This window comes from Wolbachia endosymbiont of Protocalliphora sialia, from assembly GCF_053891855.1.
Window position 1 is genome coordinate 4,506 of sequence record NZ_JAIUJX010000024.1, and the last position, 4,501, is coordinate 9,006.

Here is a 4,501-nt window from a genome sequence, read left to right on the forward strand (position 1 = left end):
AGTGCAGAAGAGGAAAAAGATATGAAAGATCGAGCATTAAAGATTATTGATGAATTAAAAGATCATATTAATGATTGTATAGAAATAAGTAATCGGAGAATGACAATTTTAGACTGCATTGTCCTTTGTGATAGTCAAGGTAACGTAAGGTTAAACAACAGATCATTGTTAGACTTAGAAGATGCTGTCAAAAGTATCGGAGGGAAAACCTCACAAGAGTTAGGACGAAGAAGTTCAATAACGCAACAGGAAATCGATGATGAATACATAGCACATATATTACAAATTAGGACGATGTTTGAACAAATTATGCAGTCTAGGGCAGAATTTATAGCATCTATGGAAGAAACACAACGTAGAAGATTAATAGAAGAATCAAGAGAAAGTATATTTTTGAGAACACTTGGAATATCCAAATTGATAATCTCAAGCACTCGTCTTGGAGAATCAGAAGTAGGTGAAATTATTGGTTGTACACTTGGAGGATTGCTATCCATACCAGCCATTATATTATTAGCACCACTGACATACGTAAGCAATACTACATCAAGAGAAATAAGACAAAGAGTAGTAGACTCAATAAGTGAATCAGCGGCTGGGTTATCAGCAGCTTTAGGAGTAGGCACAATAATGTTAATTAGCAGAATAGTTAGAAGCACAGCTGAAACAAATATGGTATTTGGAGAATCATTAAGGTCTGGTCTTATGACTACAACTGCAGCTACAATTGGAGCTGGAGCTGGCGCTGCATTGTCAACGGCTTTAGCGAGAAGAATGTTTGCTCCTATCTCTACAAATTTGGAAAATGTTGCCACTGAACAACAAAATATTCAAGGACAGAGCATATAAACTTGTAATAGTTTTAAACTATTACATATAACTTTCTCTACTTCCTTCTTTATCGTTACCCCGGGTGTTGTAAAACTGGGGTAACACCTTCCGCTACGCAAATCACCTACAAAACACAATCTTTTTATTCCCCCAAACAATTAGCTGTGAATTTAATCAATCATATTAATATAGTAAATATTTACTTAATATACTAATATTTACCTTGACTAAACAATTATAGTGCTGTATGATTTGTACTTAAGCTTTAATAGTGAGGTGTTGATGGACGCACAAGAATTAGAAAACTTACAGAAAAGTTCATCAACAAAATCCCAAGATGCTGGGGAAAAAACATCAGAAGAGTTGGAAAGAAATTTAAACCCGAATGAAGCCAATAATGATATATTCTAAAATCTATCAAGAATACGAGATGGACAGAGTCATTAATGAATAGTTTTATAGCCGCTGTTTCTTTGGGATTTGGCTTCCTTCTAGGAAAAATTCTACAAACGAAGCTGTTTCTAAAAATCTAGAAAACGCTGCTGTTGAACAACCCCTACCCTTATATATATAAAATGACAAATTTTATAACTAAAAAAGTACTTCCCCATTTTCAAAGCACTGCATACAATAGAATTATATTGCAGTGCCTTATACTCATCCTGAGATATAGGAAAACAATCTATACAACATTTTAAGCTGGCTCAGAGCGCTGGCAAACCCAATACCATAATTTACAAGGAGGACTTATGAATAAGAAATTTCTCTATTCACCATTGTCAATAAAAAGCATAGAAGAAAACGGAGTATTTTCTGGCTATGCGAGCGTTTTTAATATAGTTGATAAGCAAAATGATCTGATATTACCCGGAGCATTTAAGAACAACTTAAATAAAAGTCAGATAAAACTTCTTTGGCAGCACAACCCAAGTGAGCCTATAGGTAATATTACAGATATTTGCGAAAATGATATTGGCCTATATATAACTGCACATTTGCTTTTTGGTATTCAAAAAGCAGAGGAAGCATATTTAATGCTCAAAACTGGAACTATTAACGGGCTTTCGATTGGCTATATACCAATAGAGTATGATGTTGATCATGAAAGCGGAGCTCGAGTGTTAAAACAAGTGGAGCTATGGGAAGTTAGTTTGGTCACTTTCCCTGCAAATTTGGCAGCTCAGGTAATCAACGTGAAAAATCAGCACAATGAACAAGAAATGTTAGCAAGAGCAATAGAAAAAGCAAATTCTGTGCTTACGAACATGTGTATTTCTACTTAAAATCTATAAAAATTTTCACATAATTTAACATTTATATTATTATTTATTTAATAATTATATTAATATATATAACTTCAATACTTTAAAAATTAGGTAATTTTATGCTAAATGCTAACAATAAGGTTAATTACGAACCTAAACAAAAGGAAAAAAAATACAGCTTATCCACTGTGCTTGCTTGGCTATATCTAAAAACAATCGGACGAATATTGCCAGGGAGATGGAATCAATGGGCAAAGAATATCCTACACCACAATAAAGTTATTGTGAATAATGGAGTTCAAACTGATGCTCCCGAAGTAGTAGATCAAAGTGTTCAAATTTCTGAAGTTGTAGCACAAGAGGTCCAAAGTAAAATAATTAGTGAAGGTAAAACTATATTTAAAGATACAGAAATTCAGAATGAATTTGTTGAAACAGAGGATAAGAATGAAAAATTAAAGGAGCAACTGGAAGGTGTAAGTCAGGCACTAGAGGTGTTCATTGAGCTCTGTAATAATCAAGCAGAGTATATTGAAAATTTACAATTAGAGAGTGATTTTTTAAAAGAGGAAAAAGAACAATTAAACTCCTTAATTAAAAAACTTAAAGAGAGTTATAAAGAATTAGCAAAAGTTGCACGAAAAAGAGGAGAAGAATTTTTAGTACAGTTGAAGAAAAAGTCTGAAGAGATATTACGTTTGCAGAAAGAATTAACTGAGTGCAGCAAAGAATTTGCAAATAAAATAGAAATGCTCTCAGTAAGGGTAGAAGAAAAAGATGGGAAAATAGGTAGTTTAACGGAATTAAAAAAAATATTAGAACAAGAGAAAAAGGAAATGGAGAATAAAAATAATGCACAACAGCAAGTTATATCTGATCTAGAGAAAAGAATAAAAGAACAAGACACATTAATTACTTCACTTACTGATGAAAATAAAGACATAAATGAAACTGTTAAGAACGATAATGAAAGCCTAAGAGCGCAAAACACAGAACTTGAGAGTAAATTTAGTAAGTTAAACAACGAGTCTGATACTAAAATAAAGCAATTAGAAAATCAACTTAAGGAGAAACAAGCAGAATTAAAACAAGCTAAGAAAAAAAATACTGAATTAGAGGATCTTAAAAAATGCTTAGAGAAAGACAAAAGTGATTCAAGTAATAAACTAAGCGCCGCTGAAAAAAAGAAAAAAGAATTAGAAGATGAAGTTAACGAATTGAAAGAACAAGTTGAGAAAAAAGATGATGAATTAGAGGGTCTTAAACAACAATTAGAGAAAGAAAAGACTAATCTAAATGCCATTGAAAAAGAGAAAAAAGAATTAGAAAGTGAAGTTGACAAATTGCAGAAAAAATCACAGAAATTAGAAGAAAGTAACGTTGAAATAAAGAAACAAAAGGCCGATTTAGAGAAAAAATTAGAGTTTTCACAAGGGGAAAATAAAAAGTTACAAAAACAAGTTGAACATCTGAGTGCAGAACAAGAAAAAGCGAAAAGTGTTGCAGTATTATCTATTATGGATAGTACAAAAACACTTAATGAAAATTTGACATTAAAAAATCAACAGATTGAAAGTTCAATAGCTGAAGGTAGACAACAAAAGTTACAAAACAAGCAAAAAGACTCTAGTAAAAAGCCAGAAGATATTAATAAAAAAACTAAAGCAGATACAAAGAGTATTTTCTCTACTTCTGGTTCTATTAAGTCAAAATTTTCAAATGGTTTCTCTAAGCTTCGTGGGAATAAGAATCTCGATAAATTTTTATCTGATCAAAATGAAAAATTGAAAAAAAGTTTTCCTGAATTTAAAGGAGAACACTTTTGCCATAACGTGCTTGAGGAAACTATAAAGTCTCTATCAAATCAAGGTGATGGTAAATTTGAAAGTGATAAGTTACTTGCACTGTTGGAAGAGAATTTGATTAAATCTGGAAGAGCGATCATAGAAACTCAAGTTAACAAAGTTGTTACAGAAGTTGGTAAAAAACATTCTATCGAACAGGTATTTTTTGTTGAAGAGTGTGCAAAAGGGTTATATTTAAATGAAGAAGATAGTAAAGCAGTAATACATTCTTTCACAGACTTTTTAGCTCAAAAAAATAATACCAATAATGATTCAGTCAAAAAATTTGTTGTGCAGAAGTTAACGGAAGCTGAAATGAAATGTTTTTCAGATAAGATTCAACAACTAGCATCAAGCATACGAGATAAATTTTTATGCCCAGATCAGAAAATGTGCGTTCAAACTTCAGAAGAAAACAATGAATACCAATTAACAGATAAAGCTAAAAAAGAATACAAATTAACACCTAATTCTTCCATGAGTCACACTACTACATCAAACATTCAGAGAGTAAGGGAGTGTTAAATAAACTGTGTCAAACCGAAAAAAAAGTAATAAGTT

General features: G+C 31.6%; 4 protein-coding genes. All 4 read left to right on the forward strand.

Annotated elements, in window-relative coordinates; translation table 11 throughout:
• On the forward strand, positions 1 to 849 hold an 849-nt coding region (locus LB100_RS05775), incomplete at its 5' end, for a hypothetical protein (RefSeq protein WP_456201694.1).
• 264 nt (positions 850 to 1,113) lie between these two features.
• Positions 1,114 to 1,242, forward strand: coding sequence for a hypothetical protein (locus LB100_RS05780; RefSeq protein ID WP_006013643.1), 129 nt, complete (start codon positions 1,114 to 1,116; stop codon positions 1,240 to 1,242).
• A gap of 338 nt (positions 1,243 to 1,580) precedes the next feature.
• A complete protein-coding gene (locus tag LB100_RS05785; protein WP_007302694.1) occupies positions 1,581 to 2,114 on the forward strand; it encodes an HK97 family phage prohead protease in 534 nt (177 codons plus the stop codon).
• A 101-nt stretch (positions 2,115 to 2,215) separates the two neighbouring features.
• On the forward strand, positions 2,216 to 4,465 hold the full coding sequence (locus tag LB100_RS05790; RefSeq protein WP_456201695.1) for a hypothetical protein: 2,250 nt from the start codon (positions 2,216 to 2,218) through the stop codon (positions 4,463 to 4,465).
• Positions 4,466 to 4,501 lie beyond the last annotated feature (36 nt).